At 69.7% G+C, this 15,866-nt stretch carries 14 protein-coding genes; 13 read left to right on the top strand and 1 reads right to left on the bottom strand.

The features are described 5' to 3' along the window. The first annotated feature begins 4 nt into the window (after window positions 1-4). The 7 genes from HDA39_RS24125 (at window position 5) to HDA39_RS24095 (ending at window position 10,269) form a co-directional block, all read left to right on the top strand. Window positions 5-2,548 (top strand): glycoside hydrolase family 3 N-terminal domain-containing protein, encoded by a 2,544-nt coding sequence (locus HDA39_RS24125; protein WP_184798676.1) that lies wholly within the window; start codon window positions 5-7, stop codon window positions 2,546-2,548. 25 nt (window positions 2,549-2,573) lie between these two features. After that, a complete protein-coding gene (locus HDA39_RS24120; RefSeq protein ID WP_184798674.1) occupies window positions 2,574-3,866 on the top strand; it encodes an exo-beta-N-acetylmuramidase NamZ family protein in 1,293 nt (430 codons plus the stop codon). Beyond that, window positions 3,863-5,590, top strand: a complete 1,728-nt coding sequence (locus HDA39_RS24115) for a serine hydrolase domain-containing protein (protein WP_337925875.1) — start codon at window positions 3,863-3,865, stop codon at window positions 5,588-5,590. The genes HDA39_RS24120 and HDA39_RS24115 overlap by 4 nt, the downstream gene beginning before the upstream one ends. 35 nt (window positions 5,591-5,625) lie before the next feature. Further along, window positions 5,626-6,528 carry a MurR/RpiR family transcriptional regulator gene (locus tag HDA39_RS24110; protein WP_184798672.1) on the top strand — a complete coding sequence of 301 codons (903 nt, stop codon included), beginning with the start codon at window positions 5,626-5,628 and terminating at the stop codon, window positions 6,526-6,528. 35 nt (window positions 6,529-6,563) lie between these two features. After that, the gene (locus HDA39_RS24105; protein WP_184806501.1) at window positions 6,564-7,454 is read left to right on the top strand and encodes an N-acetylmuramic acid 6-phosphate etherase; all 891 of its coding nucleotides are present in this window, start codon (window positions 6,564-6,566) and stop codon (window positions 7,452-7,454) included. Between the two features lie 42 nt (window positions 7,455-7,496). After that, window positions 7,497-8,630 (top strand): GNAT family N-acetyltransferase, encoded by a 1,134-nt coding sequence (locus tag HDA39_RS24100; protein ID WP_184798670.1) that lies wholly within the window; start codon window positions 7,497-7,499, stop codon window positions 8,628-8,630. A 238-nt stretch (window positions 8,631-8,868) separates the two neighbouring features. After that, on the top strand, window positions 8,869-10,269 hold the full coding sequence (locus tag HDA39_RS24095) for a class I adenylate-forming enzyme family protein (RefSeq protein WP_184798668.1): 1,401 nt from the start codon (window positions 8,869-8,871) through the stop codon (window positions 10,267-10,269). On the opposite strand, the gene HDA39_RS44135 is transcribed toward HDA39_RS24095, so the two are convergent. Continuing rightward, on the bottom strand, window positions 10,200-10,673 hold the full coding sequence (locus tag HDA39_RS44135; protein ID WP_420488800.1) for a 4'-phosphopantetheinyl transferase family protein: 474 nt from the start codon (window positions 10,671-10,673) through the stop codon (window positions 10,200-10,202). The genes HDA39_RS24095 and HDA39_RS44135 overlap by 70 nt on opposite strands. 173 nt (window positions 10,674-10,846) lie before the next feature. On the opposite strand from HDA39_RS44135, the gene HDA39_RS24085 reads away from it, so the two are divergent. From HDA39_RS24085 to HDA39_RS24060, 6 genes are read left to right on the top strand one after another with little or no spacing between them, the layout of a single operon-like run. Continuing rightward, window positions 10,847-11,101, top strand: coding sequence for an acyl carrier protein (locus HDA39_RS24085; RefSeq protein ID WP_184798664.1), 255 nt, complete (start codon window positions 10,847-10,849; stop codon window positions 11,099-11,101). Next, window positions 11,101-11,385 carry an acyl carrier protein gene (locus HDA39_RS24080; RefSeq protein WP_202894542.1) on the top strand — a complete coding sequence of 95 codons (285 nt, stop codon included), beginning with the start codon at window positions 11,101-11,103 and terminating at the stop codon, window positions 11,383-11,385. Before HDA39_RS24085 ends, HDA39_RS24080 begins: the two co-directional genes overlap by 1 nt. After that, window positions 11,378-12,412: a beta-ketoacyl-[acyl-carrier-protein] synthase family protein gene (locus tag HDA39_RS24075; protein ID WP_184798662.1), complete on the top strand. Its 1,035-nt coding sequence runs from the start codon at window positions 11,378-11,380 to the stop codon at window positions 12,410-12,412. Before HDA39_RS24080 ends, HDA39_RS24075 begins: the two co-directional genes overlap by 8 nt. Continuing rightward, window positions 12,409-12,915 (top strand): beta-ketoacyl synthase chain length factor, encoded by a 507-nt coding sequence (locus HDA39_RS24070; RefSeq protein WP_184798660.1) that lies wholly within the window; start codon window positions 12,409-12,411, stop codon window positions 12,913-12,915. Before HDA39_RS24075 ends, HDA39_RS24070 begins: the two co-directional genes overlap by 4 nt. Next, window positions 12,912-14,537, top strand: a complete 1,626-nt coding sequence (locus tag HDA39_RS24065) for an AMP-binding protein (RefSeq protein ID WP_184798658.1) — start codon at window positions 12,912-12,914, stop codon at window positions 14,535-14,537. The genes HDA39_RS24070 and HDA39_RS24065 overlap by 4 nt, the downstream gene beginning before the upstream one ends. Beyond that, window positions 14,534-15,859: a beta-ketoacyl-[acyl-carrier-protein] synthase family protein gene (locus HDA39_RS24060; protein ID WP_337925874.1), complete on the top strand. Its 1,326-nt coding sequence runs from the start codon at window positions 14,534-14,536 to the stop codon at window positions 15,857-15,859. The genes HDA39_RS24065 and HDA39_RS24060 overlap by 4 nt, the downstream gene beginning before the upstream one ends. The last annotated feature ends 7 nt before the right edge of the window (window positions 15,860-15,866 follow it).

The following is a 15,866-nucleotide window of genomic DNA, read 5'->3' as shown; positions in this document are numbered from 1 at the left end:
CCGGATGGAGCTCACCCGACGCCAGACCCTCGGCCTCGCGGCAGCGGCCGTCGCCGGTACGACGCTGGGCGCGACCGCTCCCGCGGAGGCGGCGGGCAGCCGCTGGGTCCGCGAGACCCTGCGTGGGATGACGCTGGAGCAGAAGGTCGGCCAGCTGTTCGTCTGCTACGCCTACGGCCCGACCGCGACCACCGCCGATCCCCGCAACACCGACCTGTACGGCGTCGCGACGCCGGCCGAGGTGGTCCGCAAGTACCACCTCGGCGGTGTCATCTACTTCGCCTGGACCGACTCGGTGAAGGACCCGCAGCAGATCGCCCGGCTGTCCAACGGCCTGCAGTCCGCGGCGCTGGGCACCGGCGGCGTTCCGCTGCAGATCAGCACCGACCAGGAGCACGGCGTCGTGTTCCGGGTCGGCCCGCCGGCGACCCAGTTCCCGGGCGCGATGGCGCTCGGCGCGACGCGGTCCACGCAGTACGCCCGCCAGGCCGGCGGGATCGGTGGCCGCGAGCTGAAGGCCGTCGGCGTGACGACCGACTTCGCGCCGGTCGCCGACGTGAACGTGAACCCGCTCAACCCGGTGATCGGCGTCCGCTCGTTCTCGTCCGACACCCGGCTGGTCTCGGACCTGACCGCCGCGCAGGTACAGGGCTACCAGCGCGACGGCCGGATCGTCTCGACCGCCAAGCACTTCCCGGGCCACGGCGACACCGCGACCGACAGCCACACCGGCATCCCGGTGATCAACCACACCGTCCAGGAGTGGAACGCGATCGACCGGCCGCCGTTCGCCGCGGCGATCCGGGCCGGGATCGACTCGATCATGACCGCGCACATCGTCGTACCGGCGCTGGATCCGTCCGGTGACCCGGCGACGCTGAGCCGGCCGATCCTGACCGGGATCCTGCGCGAGCAGCTGCGTTTCGACGGGGTCGTGATCACCGACTCGCTCGGCATGCAGGGCGTTCGGGACAAGTACGGCGACGCCGAGATCCCGCTCCGGGCGCTCGAGGCGGGCGTCGACCAACTGCTGATGCCGGTCGATCTGGACCTCGCCTACAACTCGGTCCTGAGCGCGGTCCGCGGTGGCCGGATCAGCGAGCAGCGGATCGACCAGAGCGTCGAGCGCGTGCTGAAGCTCAAGCTCAAGACCGGTGTGGCCGATCGTCCGTACGTCGACCTCGCGCAGGTCGCGAAGGTCGTCGGTACGCCGGCCAACTACGCCGTCGCGCAGAAGATCGCCGACCACACGACGACCGTGCTGCGCAACGACGCCGGCCTGCTCCCGCTCTCGCCGGCGCCGCGCACGATCCTGGTCGCCGGCTACACCCCGGCTCTCCTCGGGACAGCCCTGCAGAGCCGCGGTCACACCACGGTCGTCAAGGACACCGGCGCGACGCCGACCGACGCGAAGATCACCGACGCGGTGGCAGCGAGCGCGGCGGCCGACCTGACCGTCGTCCTGACGATGAAGGCCTGGGACACCGCCGTCACCGACAAGCTGGCCAAGCAGCAGAAGCTGGTCAACGACCTGCTGGCCACCGGCCGTCCGGTGATCGTGGTCGCCGTGCGGGACCCGTACGACGTCTCCCGCTTCCCGGCGGCGCAGACCACGCTGGCGACGTACTCGTACGCCGCGGTCTCGATGGAGGCGCTGGCCAAGGTCCTGACCGGGGAGATCGCGCCGACCGGCAAGCTCCCGGTCGACATCCCGACCGTGGACGACCCGGCGACAGCCCTGCACCCGTTCGGTCACGGGCTCACCTGGGACGCGCGCGAGACCCGGCTGACGGTGGCGTCGTACAACATCCACACCGGCGCCGGCGAGGACAACGTGTTCGACCTCGACCGGACGGCGCTGGCGCTGAAGGCGCTCGACGCGGACGTGATCGGCCTGCAGGAGGTCGACGTGCACTGGGACGCACGCAGCCAGTGGCTCGACACGCTTGCTCTCCTGGCCGAGAAGCTCGGGATGCACGCCGGGTTCGCGCCGATCTACGACCTGGATCCGCCCGCCGCCGGACAACCTCGCAGGCAGTACGGCGTCGGGGTGCTGTCGCGGTTCCCCCTGGTCCGCACGGAGAACCACCCGATCACCCGGCTGTCGACCCAGGACCCGAACCCGGTGCCCGCGCCGGCGCCCGGCTTCCTGGAGGCCGAGCTCGACGTACGGGGTCGCCGCGTGCACGTGTACGTCACGCACCTGGACTACCGCGCCGATCCCGCCGTACGCCGGGCGCAGGTCGACGACACGGTGAAGATCCTGGCCCGCGACCGGTCGAAGGACCTGCAGATCCTCACCGGTGACTTCAACGCCGAAGCGAACGCGCCGGAGCTCGCCAAGCTCTGGCGGCGGTTGACCGACAGCTGGTCGGCCGCGGAATCCACGACCGGCGGGCCGTCGACCTACCCGGCCGGTGTCCCGGTGAAGCGGATCGACTTCGTCACCGTCGGCCGCGGCTTCCGCGTCGACCACGCCGCCGTACCGCCCGAAGCTGAAGCCAGCGACCATCGCCCTGTGGTCGCCGGTCTGTACTTCCGCCCGTAACCTCCCCTGCCTGAAGGAGAACCCGATGAAGCGCCGCAGTCTGCTGGCGGGTGCCGGAGCCCTGGCCGCCGCACCACTGATCGACACTCAGGCCGCGTCCGCGGCCGCGCAGCCCAAGCACGGCGGCAGGGGTGTGCTGACCGGTGCCCAGGCGCTGGCCAAGGACAACTGGCGGGCGCTGGCCGGCCAGAAGGTCGGCGTGATCAGCAACCCGACCGGCATCCTGAACGACCTGAACCACGTCGTCGACACCATGCACGCCTCCGGCAAGGTCAACGTGGTCGCGGTCTTCGGCCCCGAGCACGGCTTCCGGGGCAGCGCGCAGGCCGGCGGTTCCGAGGGCGACCACGTCGACCCGCGGACCGGGATCATGGTCTACGACGCGTACGGCGCGAACGCGGCCAAGCTGGTCACGCTCTACCAGAAGTCCGGTGTCGAGACCGTCGTCTTCGACATCCAGGACGTCGGCGCGCGGTTCTACACCTACATCTGGACGATGTACGAGGCGATGCTCGCGGCGGTCCAGACCGGTGCGAAGTTCGTCGTCCTGGACCGGCCGAACCCGGTCGGCGGGTACGCGCGCGGGCCGATGCTGAAGCCCGGTTTCACCTCCGGCGTGGGCAAAGAGGAGATCATCCAGCAGCACGGCATGACGGTGGGCGAGCTGGCCCGCCTGTTCAACGCCGAGTACCTGCCGGTCGACGCGAACGGCGCGCGGCTCAAGGAGCTGCAGGTGATCAAGGTCGAGGGCTGGAAGCGTGACCAGATCTACAGCGACACCGGGCTGACCTGGGTGATGCCGAGCCCGAACATGCCGACGCCGGACACCGCGCTGCTCTACCCGGGCACCTGCCTGTTCGAGGCGACCAACATGTCCGAGGGCCGCGGCACCACGCGGCCGTTCGAGCTGATCGGCGCGCCGTACATCGACTACAAGTGGGCGCAGGCGCTGCAGGCCAAGAACATCCCGGGCATCGACTTCCGCGAGGCGTACTTCACGCCGTTCATCTCCAAGAACGCGAACGTGCTGTGCGGCGGCGTCCAGGTGCAGATCACCGACCCGCACAAGGTCGAGGCGATCGTCGCGGCGACGCACATGATCGTCGAGGCGAAGAAGCTGTACCCGGGCTTCGCCTGGCGGACCGGTGACAACCCGCCCGGCCGCTGGATCGACCTGCTGACCGGGTCGGACCGGTTCCGGACGATGCTGGACGGTGGCGCGAGCGCCGAGCAGATCGTCGCGGCCTGGAAGTCCGAGACCGACGCGTGGACCGCGCGGCGGGCCAAGTACCTGCTCTACAAGGGAGCCCACCGGTGAGATCGCGAGTCCTCGGCGTAGCGGTAGTGTCGACCCTGATGCTCACCATGGCCGCCCCTGCAGTTGCTGGGGGCAACAAATCTGGACGTTTCGACGAGCCGTTCTCCGGCTACGCGCCGAAGGGAACGCTGCTGCGCGACTCGACGCCCGCCAAGGCCGGACTGGACCCGGCGCCGATCGACGCGGCGCTGGCCCAGGTCACCGGCTGGACGCAGCCGAGCGGCACCGTCAAACCCCTGTACGCCGGCGCGGTCACGCTGCTCGGCCACGACGGCAAGGTCGTCACCCGCAAGGCGACCGGTCTGGCGCTGAAGTACGCCGACGGCAGCGGCACCGAGCTGCCGGCCGACCAGCAGATCCCGATGCGCACCGACACGATCTTCGACATGGCCTCGGTCTCGAAGCTGTTCACGTCGATCGTCGTACTGCAGCTGGTGGAGAAGAACAAGGTCTCGCTGGACGCGCCGATCGCGACGTACGTGCCGGAGTTCGCCGAGAACGGCAAGGCGGCGATCACGGTCCGGCAGGCGCTCACGCACACCACCGGCCTGCCCGCGTTCCTGCCGCTGTGGAGCGCCCAGCCGGACCCGGCGTCGCGGATGAACATGGCGCTGACCGCCAAGCTGGTCAACCCGCCGGGCAGCACCTACCTCTACAGCGACCTGAACCTGATCGCGCTCGGCGAGCTGGCGCACCGGGTGACCGGCAAGACGCTGGACAAGCTGGTCGCCGACGGCATCACCAAGCCGCTGCAGATGAAGGACACCGGCTACAACCCGGACCCGAAGAAGAAGCCCCGGATCGCCGCGACGGAGTTCCAGGTGACCCCGAACCGCGGCATGGTCTGGGGCTCGGTGCACGACGAGAACGCCTGGTCGCTCGGCGGCGTCGCCGGTCACGCCGGTGTCTTCAGCACCGCGGACGACCTCGCCGTCCTGGCGCAGACCTTCCTGAACGGCGGCAGCTACCGGCACGCCCGGATCCTGAAGGAAAGCTCCGTCACCGCGATGATCACCAACTTCAACCAGGGCTTCCCGGGCAACGACCACGGCCTCGGCTTCGAGCTCAACCAGCGCTGGTACATGGGCGGCCTGTCCGGTCCCCGCGCGGCCGGCCACACCGGGTACACCGGGACCTCGGTCGTGATCGACTTCGACTCCCGTTCGTTCGCGATCCTGCTGAGCAACCGGGTGCACCCGAGCCGGAACTGGGGCAGCAACAACCCGGCCCGGCGCGCGGTCGCCCAGGGGCTGGCGCTGTCGCTCGGTGTCGCGCCGCGGCACGGCCGGGACGCCTGGTTCTCCGGTACGACGGACGCGGCGACGACGACGCTCGCGCTGCCGGTCGCCGTACCGGCTGCTGGGGCGAAGCTGGCCTTCGACCTGTTCGTCGACACCGAGGACACCGACCTGCTGTACCTGGAGAGCTCGACGGACGGGACGACGTGGACCAAGGTCCCGTTCACCATCCGCGACCGGGGCACGGTGATCGACACCGACGGCTCGACCAGCGGGTCCGGTGACCGGCACTGGCACCAGGTGTCGGCCGACGTCGCCGGCGGCGACCAGACCCTGCGCTGGCGCTACACGACCGACCCGCTGTACCAGGGCCGAGGCGTCTACGTGGACGGTGTGAAGCTCACCGACGGCCGGAAGGTGCTGTTCGACGGCGAGCGCAACCCGGAGGCATTCACCGCGACGGGTTGGAGACTTTCGCGTCGGTGACCCCGTCCGGTGCTCATTCGCCGTACCGTGGCGTCATGACTTCCACGACCTCTCCAGGACCCACGGGGCCGCTGCTGGTCCGGGTCCGCGCGGTGATGCCCGCGCTGGCCCCGGCCGAGCAGCGGGTGGCGAACGCGGTCCTCGCGGACCCGGGCGGAGTCGCGGCGATGACGATCTCCGAACTGGCCGAGGTGGCCTCCACCTCGGAGACCACGGTCATCCGGTTCTGCAAGCAGATCGGCGTGCCCGGCTACCCGCAGCTCCGCCTGCAACTGGCGGCCCAGTCGGCCCAGGAGATGGTCAGACCCGAGGTCGGCGGTGACATCGCACCGGGTGACTCGCTCGACGACGTGGTCGGCAAGGTCGCGTTCGCCGACGAGCGGGCGGTCCGTGAGACCGCCCAGCAGCTCGACGTGGTCGCGCTGAGCAAGGTCGTCGCCGCGGTCGCCAAGGCGCCGCGGGTCGACCTGTACGGCGCGGCCGCGAGCGCGTTCGTCGCGCTCGACCTGCAGCAGAAGCTGCACCGGATCCGCCGGGTCGCCTTCGCCTGGTCCGACGTGCACGTGATGCTGACCAGCGCGGCCCTGCTGGGCGACGAGGACGTCGCGATCGGGATCTCGCACACCGGCACCACGGTCGAGGTGATCGAGGCGCTGGAGGAGGCCAAGCGGCACGGCGCCACCACGGTCGCGGTGACCAACTTCCCGCGCTCGCCGCTGGCGCAGACGGCGGATCTCGTTCTGACCACGGCCGCGCGCGAGACGACGTACCGGTCCGGGGCGATGTCGAGCCGGATCGCGCAGCTGATGGTGATCGACTGCCTGTTCATTGGGGTGGCCCAGTCGGTGCTGCCGGACGCCCGGAAGGCGCTCGAGGAGACCGCGACCGCGGTCCGTGGGCACCGGGTGAAGAGTTCCGTCAACGATCAACAGAATTGAAAAATCTTCAGTAGAAAACTAACATCGAGGGTGTGATGACACCCACGGAAGCGCGCAACCCCCGGACGCTCGCGATCGACGCGGTGGGGACCGCCGAGATCCTGCGGATGATGAACGCCGAGGATGCCCGGGTCGCCGACGCGGTGGGTGCCGTCGTGCCGCAGCTCGCCAAGGTCGTGGACGCGGCCGTGGAGGCCGTGCGGGCCGGTGGGCGGGTGCACTACTTCGGAGCCGGTACTTCGGGCCGCCTGGCGGTGCTGGACGCCGCTGAGCTGCTGCCGACGTTCCACGCGCCCGACGACCTCGTGGTCGCCCATCACGCCGGAGGGATGCCCGCGCTGCTGCGCGCGGTCGAGAACGTGGAGGACTCCGAGGAGGGCGGGGCGGCCGACGCCTCCGAGGTCACCGGGCTGGACGTGGTGATCGGGCTCGCGGCCTCCGGCAGTACGCCGTACGTGGCTGGTGCGCTGCGTCAGGCCCGGTCGGTCGGCGCGACGACGGCCCTGATCACCTCGAACCCGCAGGCGCCGCTCGCGCCGCTGGCCGACGTACTGATCGCTGCGGACACCGGGCCGGAGGTGATCGCCGGCTCGACGCGGCTGAAGGCCGGGACCGCGCAGAAGCTGGTGCTGAACGCGTTCTCCACCACGCTGATGATCAAGCTCGGCCGGACCTGGTCGAACCTGATGGTCGACATGGTTGCCACCAACAACAAGCTGCGCGGGCGGATGCTGCGGATCCTGGCCGAGGCCACCGGCGCCGAGCCCGACGCGTGTGCGGCCGCGCTGGTCGAGGCCGACGGTGAGCTCAAGCCGGCGCTGGTGCACCTGCTGACCGGCAGCCCGGTCGCCGCGGCCCGCCAGGCGCTGGCCGACGCAGACGGCCGCGTGGCCGTCGCGCTCGGCAAGCTCGGCGCGCCTGCGTAAAAGTGTTGTGGTGGCTCGTGGGGCCGTCTCTAGAGTGAGGCGGTGAGCACACCGGAGCGAGTGGACCCGTCCGACAGTTCGGCCTTCGACGCCTGGTTCGACGTCTTCAGCGTGGCGGACGACGACGGCCGGCCGTACGCGGTGGGGTTGATCCGCGAGGACCTGCGCGTGAGTTTGAACCGTCCGGACCCGTACCGGGCCATCGAGCTGTGGGCACTGCGCGACGACGCCGGAGAAATCGCCGCGACGATGATCCTGGACGTGCCGCTGACCGACAACACCTTCCGGCTGGGCGCGGGCATCGCCGTACGGGCTGATGTCCGGCGGCAAGGGTTCGGGCGGGCGCTGGGGCGGGTGCTGGACGATCGAGCGGCTGCGCTCGAACGGACCACGCTGGTCACCCAGGTCGAGGTCCCGCTGCCCCCGGCCATTTCGTGGGTTAACCCACCAGGTGGGCTGTTGGCCCCCGAAATTCCGGTGGGCCAACGGTCCACCTCGCGGGTTGACCCACGAAATGCGCAGCGGGTGGAGGGGATGACGGCGGGACAGTCCTTTGCTATGGCTCTGGGGTTCTCCGCGGCGAACTTCGAGGTGCACCGGGTGCTGGAGCTGCCGTTGGCCTCGGCGTTACTCGACGAACTGTCCGCGAAGGCCGCCGAGCGGCATCAGGGGTACGTGCTGCGCAGCTGGCGGGATCGTTGCCCGGACGACCTGGTCGACGCGTTCGCGGCGCTGCAGACCACGTTCGTGCTCGAGGCGCCGCAGGGGGACCTGAAGGTCGAGGCCGTGCAGTGGGATGCGGTACGGATCCGGAGGGCTGAGGAGCTGAACGTCGCCCAAGGGCGGAAGTCGTGGACCACGGTCGCGATCGCGCCGGACGGGACGCTGGCCGGGCACACCGAGCTGGTGATGATCAGCCAGGACGCCGGCAAGGTGTTCCAGTGGGGAACGCTGGTTTCGCCCGCGCACCGCGGGCACCGGCTCGGGCTGGGGCTCAAGGCCCACAACCACCGCGAGCTGCAGAGGGCGTACGGCGAGCCGTCGGTCGTGCACACCTGGAACGGCGAGGAGAACACCGCGATGAACGCGGTCAACGCCCAACTCGGCTTCCGGCCGGTGGAGCGGCACGAGGAGTGGCAGAAATTTCTCCCGGCCCAGACCCTTGCTAGCGACTGAAGTGTTGTTTGTTTCTAACCGCTGAAAGCTGACCTTGTGGTTTGTTTTATGAGCTAGTGCTTGGTTTCTGAGGCCATTTCACAGGTCCCGTACCGGCGGTTGCATTGGGTAGTACGGTCATCACTTTCGGTCCGTAGCGCACGCTCCGTTCCGTGTCGTATCGTCACGTCATCGCCAGGCCTTGGTGGGGGTGCTGGTGCTTCGAATCCTTTGTGTTCAAGGCGAACTCGGAGCCCTCATGACCATGGACGGTGCTGTCGTGGTGCCCGGAACCACCGTGGGTGCCCAGTGGGTCGACGACGTGCTGCTGGCTGGACCGGCAGGCGACGTCTGCTTTTCGCTGCCCGCTGTTGTGGACCGTGGAATGCTGCGCCGGTTGGTGCGGGACCGGCAGGCGGAATTGGCCCAGTCCGGTTTACGTGCCGGTGGGGCGGCCGCATTGCGTTTACCGCCGTCAATCGCATTTGTGACGCATTTGCTGGCGGTCTGGCGCAGCGGCGGGCAGGCGATCCTGCTCGACCACCGGCTGACCGACTACGAGGTCCGGCGCGCGATCGAGCGGCTGGTGCCGCAGGTCGTGGTGTCGCCGCAGCGGCCGGTCGCCTCCGGGCTGCGCACGTTCGTGGACATCGACACGGACGTCGCGTCGTACTCCGGGCATCCGGCGGGGACGTCGCACGCCGTCGTACAGCTGAGTTCGGGGTCGACCGGGCCGTCGAAGGTGATTGGGCGGACCGCTGAGGATCTGGTCGAGGAAGTCCTGCGGTACACGCAGATCGACGGGGTCCCTGAGCCTGGCGAGCGGATCATTCTGCTGCCGTCGATGGTGCACGTCCTCGGGCTGGTGGGCGGGTTGCTGTACGGGTTGCACGCGGGCGTCGAGCTGGTGCCACCGGCGCGGCTGACCGGGGACGCGATTCTGCACGCGATCGCCGGTGGGTCGAAGCCGGCGACGGTGCTCGGGGTGCCGTTCCACATCGGGCTGCTGGCGTCGGTGGAGAACCCGCCGTCGTTGCCGCAGTTCAAACGGATGACCACGGGCGGCGAGCTGGTGCCCGCGTCGGTCTCCTCGGCCTTCGAGGAGAAGTACGGCGTACCGCTGGGCAACATGTACGGGATGACCGAGGTCGGTGTCATCGGCACCGACCTGTTCGGCGCCCACCGCCCGCAGATCCTCCCCGCACCGGGCCTCGAGGTCCGCGCGGTCGACGGCGAGCTGCAGATCCGCCGGCCGGAGTCGCCGTACCTGGGCCTGACGGACCCCGCGCGCTGGTCGGACGGCTGGCTCCACACGAAGGACGCCGGGGTCGTCGATCCGGCGACTGGGCTCGTGTCCATCCGCGGCCGGCTCGACTCGCAGGTCTCCGTCGGCGGGCTGAAGGTCGACCTCACCGAGGTCGAGTACACGCTGGGCACGCTGCGCGGCGTCGAGTCCGCGGTCGTCGTCTACGACAACGCCATCACGGCGTACGTCCAGCTGAACCAGCCCCGCGAAATCCCTTCCCTGGAAGCCGAACTCGCGCAACAGCTGGCGCCGTACAAGCGCCCCCGCACGCTGCGGCTGCTGACTCAGTTGCCCCGCACAACCACCGGAAAACTCGTCCGGGACCTGACGGTCCTCCGCAAGGCGGTCCCGTGATGCAGAACCACTTCACGCACGGACACCGGAAGAGCAAGGGCAAGCACGACTTCCCATGGCAGGTGGACCACCGCGAGCTCGGGTTCGGACGGAACCACGTGGGCGATCAGATGGCTGCCGGTGGTCGGTTGGTGCGTGAGTTCAGCCGGCATGGGGCGGCTGAGGCCGCTGCCTCTGAGACCTCTTCCTTTGGCTTTGCCTACTGCTTCTTTGGCGGTCCAGAGGTGGAGGAAGGCCTCGGGGTCGGTGGTCGTCTCCGAGGGGGCGAACCAGCGGCGGGAGAGCGCCTCGACGGGGAAGTCCCGGCGGAGCTCGACGTCGATGCCTACCGGGCCTGCGTGGGTGGCGGCTACAGCCGCGACGCCGGTGGTGTGGGTGAGGGAGATGTGGAGGCCTTCGATCACCGGCTGGCCGGTGGGGGTGTGCGTCAGGGGGTCCTCGTGGCCGAGGGACGTGGCGAGGTCGCGGAGCAGGTGGTGGGCGGTTTCGTGGGGGGTTTCGGTGCTGGTGCTCACCCAGACGTGAACGGGTTCCGGTGTGGGGCCCGCGGGTTCATTCACAGGGAGAAGGTAACGCGATGAGGGACGAGGTTCGCGAGTTCGTGCTCGCGCAGCTGGTGGACATGAACTACGACGTCGAGGGGATCGACGACTCGACCACGCTCGGACCGGCGGGAGTCGACCTGGAGTCGCTGGCGCTGGCGGATCTGTCGGTGCGGGTGGAGGACAAGTTCGGCGTACGGTTCTCGGACGACGAGTCCGAGCAGCTGGCGCTGATGACCGTCGGTGAGTTCACCTCCGAGGTGGCCGGCCGGGTTGCGCAGCAGGTCTGATGAGCCAGATCGTCCCGCCTCCGTCTCAGGCTCCGGTGCCATCGCCGCCCGGGCCTCGGACCACGCCGCCCCCGCCCGGGCGGGCGGAGATCGTCGACTGGCTCGCCGGCCTCGGTGAACGCCCGCCCGGCAGCGAGCGGATCGACTCGATGGAACTCGCCTGGCTCGTTCACCAGGTCGAGCAGCGCTACGCCGTCGAGCTCACCGACGACCAGCTGGAGCGCATCCACACCATCGACGACGCGGTAGCCGTCTTCGCGGAAGTGCTAGCACGCCATGTCTGACTTTCGTTCGGTGGCAGTCACCGGTGTCTCGGTGATGAGTGCGTTGGGGCGTGGGGCTGAGGCTCAGCTGGCGGGGGTGTTGACGGGGGCTGCTGCTTTCAACGAAGTACTGCGGTTTGAGACCGGGTTGCGGCGGGTGCGGGTGGCGGCTACTTCACCGGACGCGGGGGCGTTGGAAGAAGAGCTGCTGGAGGCGGTGACCACCGCCTGTGCGGAGGCTGGGCTGACTCCTGGGCAGCGGGCGAGTACGCCGTTGATGCTGGCGGTGCATGGACGGTCCGAGGTGCGAGCGCTGGCCAGTAGAGCAGGACGGATCTACACGAGTGCTTGTGTTTCAGCTAGTACGGCGGTGGCTGATGCCGCCACGTTGATCAGCCGGGGCGCGGTCGATCGGGTGGTGGTTGCCGCGGGCTACCTGGTCGAGGCCGACCAGTTCGCGCTGTTCGACGCCGGCCGGGCGTTGGCCGACGACGGCGTGGTGCGGCCGTTCAGTCTCGATCGTCGTGGACTGCTGCTGGGCGACGGCGTGGCGGCCGTCGTACTGGAGGCCGGTGAAGGAATCGCCGAGATCGCCGGCTGGGGTCGCGCGGGCGACGCCTACCACCCGTGCCGTCCCGACCCGGACGGCCGCGGCCTGTCGCGCGCCATCGAGTCCGCCCTGAAGAAGGCCGGCCTCCCGCCCGACGTCGTCGGTTACATCAACGCCAACGCGACCGGGACCAGCTACAGCGACGCCTCCGAGGCCGCCGCGATCAACCGGGTCTTCGCGACCGACGTACCGGTCAGCTCGACCAAAGCCGTGCACGGTCACGCCCTCGAAGCCTCCGGTCTTCTCGAGCTGGTCCTCACCATCCAGGCCCTGCGCGAAGGCAAGCTCCCGGTCAACGCCGGCTTCACGACCGCGGATCCGGACTGCCGGCTCGACGTCATCGCCGACGCCCCGCGCCCGGCCGGTTCGGCGTACGGGCTGACGCTGAACGCCGCCTTCGGTGGCGCCAACACGGCTCTGCTGGTGCGTGCTGCATGATCCCTACGCTCGGAATCCCGGACCCCGTTGTGGTCACCGTCAGTCACTGGCCGCAGCCGGGCGACGACGCGGCGGCAGGCCCGCCCGCGCTGCCGGGCTTCGTCGGCTCGACCTTCAGCCCGATGGTTGCCGTCGTCGCGGAGCGTTGCTTCGAGCAAACGACTCCGCTGGAGCGGACCGGGATCGTTCTGGTCAGTCGCACCGGAGACCTCGAGAGCACCCTGCACGTGCGCGAGGCGGTTGCTGGAGGCAAGCGAATCGGCCCGCTGTACTTCTTTCAGTCCGTCCCGAACTCGGTCGCCGGGTACGTCGCGTCGCGGTTCGGTCTGCACGGTCCCGTGGTCTGCGTCAGCCCGTCGATCGACCCGCACCGCGCCGGTCTCGACGAGGCCGCGCTGCTGCTGGCCGACGGGGAAGCCGACCAGGTGCTCGTCGTCCTGGTCGAACAAGCAAGCACCGGCGACACCGCAGTCGCCCTGTTGGTGAGTGGGGGAGAACAGTGAAGAGAAGCCTCCGGGCCCAGCTGGCCGCGGACCCGTCCGTCGGTACCGGCAACGTCCTGGCCACGGTGATCGCACTCGGCGCCGACCTCGACGGTCCGGGCCTGACGTTCGACACCGCCGTCGACCACTTCCCGGCCGAGCACCCGCTCACCCTCGGCGAGCTGGACGACCGGGTCCAGGCCCGTACGGCGTGGTTGCACGTCCACGGCATCGGCCGGCGCGACGTGGTCGCGATCTGGGCGACCGACGCCGCCGACATCGTGCTGAGCTTCCTCGCGCTGACCCGGGTCGGCGCGATCCCGGCGTTGCTGAACGGCAAGATGGCACCCGCGATCGCGTCGGAGTACATCCGCCGCCTCCGGGTGAACGGCATCCTCGCCGACAGCACCCACCGTGAGCTTCTTGCCGGTGAGTCGGACCAGCCGGGTTCGTTGCACGGGGCGCCGATTCTCGGAACACCGAAAGAGCTTGGGGCCGGTGACTCGGCCAAGGCTCCTGTGCACTACAGGCACCACCGGGACGACCCCGTCGTGATCACGCATACCAGTGGGACGACCGGGGTGCCGAAGGCTGTTTTGCATACGCACACAACGCTGTACGCCGCGCTCAAGCATCTGCTGACGATGCCGCAGGCGCAGGGGACCGATCGGATTCTGAATGCGTTGCCGATTCCGCATACGGCGACGATCTTGATGGTCAACCAGGTGCTGGGGAATCGCGCCGACATGTTGTTGCTGTCGAGTCAGGACGCGCCGGTGGTGCTGGCGGCGATCGAGCGGTGGAAGCCGCGTGGTGTCTACGGGTTCGCGGTGACCTGGGCGGGGCTGGCGCGGGAGGACCTGAGCCGGTACGCCGTGGGTTCGGTGCGGATGTGGTTCAACACGGGGGACTGCGCGCACGAGCCGCACATTCGGAAGCTGGTCGCGGCCGGGGCGCGGGAGGTTGTGACGCGGGAGGGACGCCTGATGGTGCCGGGGTCGCACTTCGTCGACGGGCTCGGGTCGAGCGAGATGGGGCACAACGGGTTCCACGTCACGCACACGCCGGACAGTACGCACTACGGGCGGTGCATCGGGAAGCCGTACCAGTTCGCGTCGGCCGCCGTACTGGATGCTGAGGGCAACGAATTGCCGGACGGTACGCCGGGGATGCTGGGCTTCAAGTCGCCGTCGGTGTCGCCGGGGTACTGGAACGACTCGGTGAACACGTACCGGTTCCGGCTGAACGGGTGGTTCCTGACCGGCGATCTGGCCTACCGGGAGGCGGGTGGGCATTTCTTCCACCTTGACCGGGTTCCTGACGCGGTGGCCGGGTTCGACGGGCCGCAGTTGTACACGTCGCTGTCGGAGGAGCGGATCCTGGCCGCGCTGCCGGAGGTGCTCGACTGCACGGTGATCGTGGTGCCCGAGGGCGATGGCTTTGTGACGGATGTGTTGCTGGAGCTCAAGCCTGGTGTGGATGCGGAGCTGGAGGCGGAGGTCCGGGCGGCTGTCGGTGAAGAGGTTGCGGCGACGATCCGGCGGGTCAGTGTGGTGGGGGCCGAGGGCGTGCCGGTGACGGTGACGGGGAAGGTGCGGAAGGTTGCGCTTCGGCAGGACCGGCTCGCGGAGGCGACACCGTGACGGGGGCCGGTACTTGGGACGTGGGCGGCGGCCGTGAGTCGTCCGGCGAGGTTGGCGGGGAGCTGGCCGGCAGGGCCGTGACGATCACCGGGATGGGCCTGCTCACGCCGGTTGGGCGTGGGGTCGAGGAGGTCTTCGATGCCCTGCTGCACGGGCGGTCGGGGATCAGCCGGCCTCCGGAGGGACATCCGGTCGAGAACTCTGTCGAACTGGGCGGGTTCCTGGGACCAGTAGATGCCGGCGCCATCACCAAAGGCCCCGACGGCAAGGTGATGGACCGGACGGTGATCCTCGCGCAGCTCGCTGCCGAGGACGCGCTCGAAGACGCAGGACTGGTGGTCGGAGAGAACGTCGATCCCGAGCGGATCGGCGTGATCATCGGGGGCGTGGGTGGCATGGCCACCCTCGAGAACCAGGTCCTGGCGCGCGCCGAGCGGGGGCGGGCTGCTGTCAGTCCTTACCTCCTGACCGGAATCCTGCCCAACATGCCCGCCGCCCGCGTGGCCATCCGCTTCGGTTTCCGCGGCTACACCAGCTCGGTCGGTACGGCGTGCGCCTCCGGCGCGCAGGCGATCGCCGACGCCGTACGACTGATCCGCGCCGGCGAGGCGGACGTCGTACTGGCAGGGGCGAGCGAGGCACCGCTGTTCCCGACCTTCGCCGAGACCTTCGGCAACGCGCGAGCGCTGGCCCGCGGGTGGGACGACCCGACCCAGGCCAGTCGCCCGTTCGACCTGCGCAGGAACGGCTTCGTGCTGTCCGAAGGCGCCGGCCTGCTGGTGCTGGAGAGCGCCGAGCACGCGAGAGCCCGCGGTGCACGGGGATACGCGGATCTCGCCGGGTACGGCGTCAACGCCGACGCCCACCACCCGACGGCTCCGCGGCCGGACGGCGCCGGAGCGGCCGCCTGCATGCGCCAGGCGTTTGCCAACGGCAACGTCCAGCCCGAGCAGGTTGGCTACGTGAACGCCCACGGGACGAGCACCAAGCTGGGCGACGTCGCCGAGTCGACAGCGATCGGGCTGGCCTTCCCAGGCGTCCAGCCGGCGGTCAGCTCGACGAAGGCGCTGACCGGCCACATGCTCGGCACCTCCGGTGTCGTCGAAGCCGCCGCGAGCGCGCTCGCCGTGCAGCGGGGGCTGCTGCCCCCGACGTACAACCTCGACGACCCGGACCCGGCCTGCCCGCTGGACCACGTCCGGAAGGAACCGCGCGAGGCGCGGCCCCAGTACGCGCTGTCGAACTCGTTCGGGTTCGGCGGCCAGAACGTGAGCCTGCTGCTCGGACCGTCGAGCACGCCGCGTACCGAGAAGAACCAGTGAGGGGATG

Origin of the sequence: Kribbella italica (assembly GCF_014205135.1) — a bacterium.
In the GTDB taxonomy this organism is placed as follows: domain Bacteria; phylum Actinomycetota; class Actinomycetes; order Propionibacteriales; family Kribbellaceae; genus Kribbella; species Kribbella italica.
Note: the sequence above shows the minus strand (reverse complement) of the source record. Positions and strands in the feature narration are given on the sequence as shown.

Coding starts and splice junctions, on each gene's coding strand:
- HDA39_RS24125 (WP_184798676.1), top strand. CDS start 5: ATGGAGCTCACCCGACGCCAGACCCTCGGCCTCGCGGCAGCGGCCGTC.
- HDA39_RS24120 (WP_184798674.1), top strand. CDS start 2,574: ATGAAGCGCCGCAGTCTGCTGGCGGGTGCCGGAGCCCTGGCCGCCGCA.
- HDA39_RS24110 (WP_184798672.1), top strand. CDS start 5,626: ATGACTTCCACGACCTCTCCAGGACCCACGGGGCCGCTGCTGGTCCGG.
- HDA39_RS24105 (WP_184806501.1), top strand. CDS start 6,564: ATGACACCCACGGAAGCGCGCAACCCCCGGACGCTCGCGATCGACGCG.
- HDA39_RS24095 (WP_184798668.1), top strand. CDS start 8,869: ATGACCATGGACGGTGCTGTCGTGGTGCCCGGAACCACCGTGGGTGCC.
- HDA39_RS24085 (WP_184798664.1), top strand. CDS start 10,847: ATGAGGGACGAGGTTCGCGAGTTCGTGCTCGCGCAGCTGGTGGACATG.
- HDA39_RS24080 (WP_202894542.1), top strand. CDS start 11,101: ATGAGCCAGATCGTCCCGCCTCCGTCTCAGGCTCCGGTGCCATCGCCG.
- HDA39_RS24075 (WP_184798662.1), top strand. CDS start 11,378: ATGTCTGACTTTCGTTCGGTGGCAGTCACCGGTGTCTCGGTGATGAGT.
- HDA39_RS24070 (WP_184798660.1), top strand. CDS start 12,409: ATGATCCCTACGCTCGGAATCCCGGACCCCGTTGTGGTCACCGTCAGT.